The 1,216-nt window shown below is 69.2% G+C and carries 2 protein-coding genes; both read right to left on the bottom strand.

The window, feature by feature from the left end; all coding sequences use genetic code 11:
• The coding region (locus tag ACIRS4_RS37735; protein ID WP_404204718.1) for a hypothetical protein at positions 1-544 on the bottom strand (544 nt) is incomplete at its 3' end.
• A gap of 92 nt (positions 545-636) precedes the next feature.
• Positions 637-1,216: MFS transporter (locus ACIRS4_RS37730; RefSeq protein WP_404204716.1), on the bottom strand; the 580-nt coding region annotated here is incomplete at its 5' end.

Raw genomic sequence — 1,216 nt, 5'->3', positions numbered from 1 at the left:
GATCGGCCGCGAGCAGGATGCGGGACTTCTGGCGGCCGCGGCTGGCGCGCACCGAGCCGAAGGATTCGGCCAGCACCTCGTTCATGGCCGGGGTCAGGTACTTGTCGCGGCCGCCGGCGAAGACCTCCACCTCGGGCAGCGCGAAACGCGCGATGGCGTCGGCGGTCTCGGCCAGGCCGGACAGGGCGCGCGGCAGCCGCCACAGCACCACGCGCACATCGGTGAGGAGGTCCGGGCCCAATTCCTCGACGGAATAGCGCTCGGATAGTCCGACAATTCGGGCATTGTTGGCGAGCGCCAATTCTCCGGTCAGCAAATCCTGATGCACGCGCACGCCGCGCAGGTCGTGCGCGGCGATCGCGCCGAGCGTCAACGCGCCGTAGCCGTCGTCGATCACCGCCACCCGCTGGTCTCCCACGGCGGCCAGCGAATCGGCGGCGACATCCAGCATGAGCCGGTCAGCGGCATCGACCGCGTACAGGTTCACCGCTTCGACATCCGGATACCGCCGCAGCCGGCGCAATACGTCCTCGACCTCAACCACACCTACAGTGTGCTAGATCATTGCCGGACTATTCCATTCGGCACCGCCGGTGGCCTTTTACCGAAATGAAATGACCTGTGCGCAATTCTCGTTCACGCCGAATGGATTTCCGCCGCGCTCCCGTCGCCCCGCGGCATGAACGCGGCCGCCGCGATCATGACCGCCGCCATCAGGGCCACGCCGACGAAGACCAGATGCACCGCGGGCGCGAGATCGGCCGCGGCCGGATGGTCGGCGTCGCCCAGGCGCGCGTTGACCACCGCGCCGAACACGGCCACCCCGACCGCGCTGCCCAGCGAGCGGGCGAACATATTGGTCGCGGTCACCACGCCGCGCTCGGACCATTCGCTCTGCGACTGCGCCGCGATCAGGGTCGGGGTGGCGACCAGGCCCATGCCCATCCCGACGATGAAGCAGCCGATGGCCACCTGTGCCAGGCTCGAGCCGGTGCCCACCAGCAGCAGTGACGCCGCGCCCACGGTGGCGAGAACGGTGCCGATCATGGCGGTCGATCGGAAGCCTATGCGCAGGTACACCTTCCCGGCCTGGGACGCCGCCAGCGGCCAGCCGAGCGTGAGCGCGCCCACGGTGAGTCCGGCGATCATCGCGCCGCTGCCCAGCACGCCCTGGGCGAAGGTCGGCACATATGAGGTGAGCCCCAGCAGGATCGCG

Source organism: Streptomyces sp. NPDC101166 (genome assembly GCF_044768125.1).
Taxonomy (GTDB): domain Bacteria; phylum Actinomycetota; class Actinomycetes; order Streptomycetales; family Streptomycetaceae; genus Streptomyces.
The sequence above is the reverse complement of the archived record's forward strand: the minus strand, read 5'-3'. Positions and strand labels throughout refer to the sequence as shown.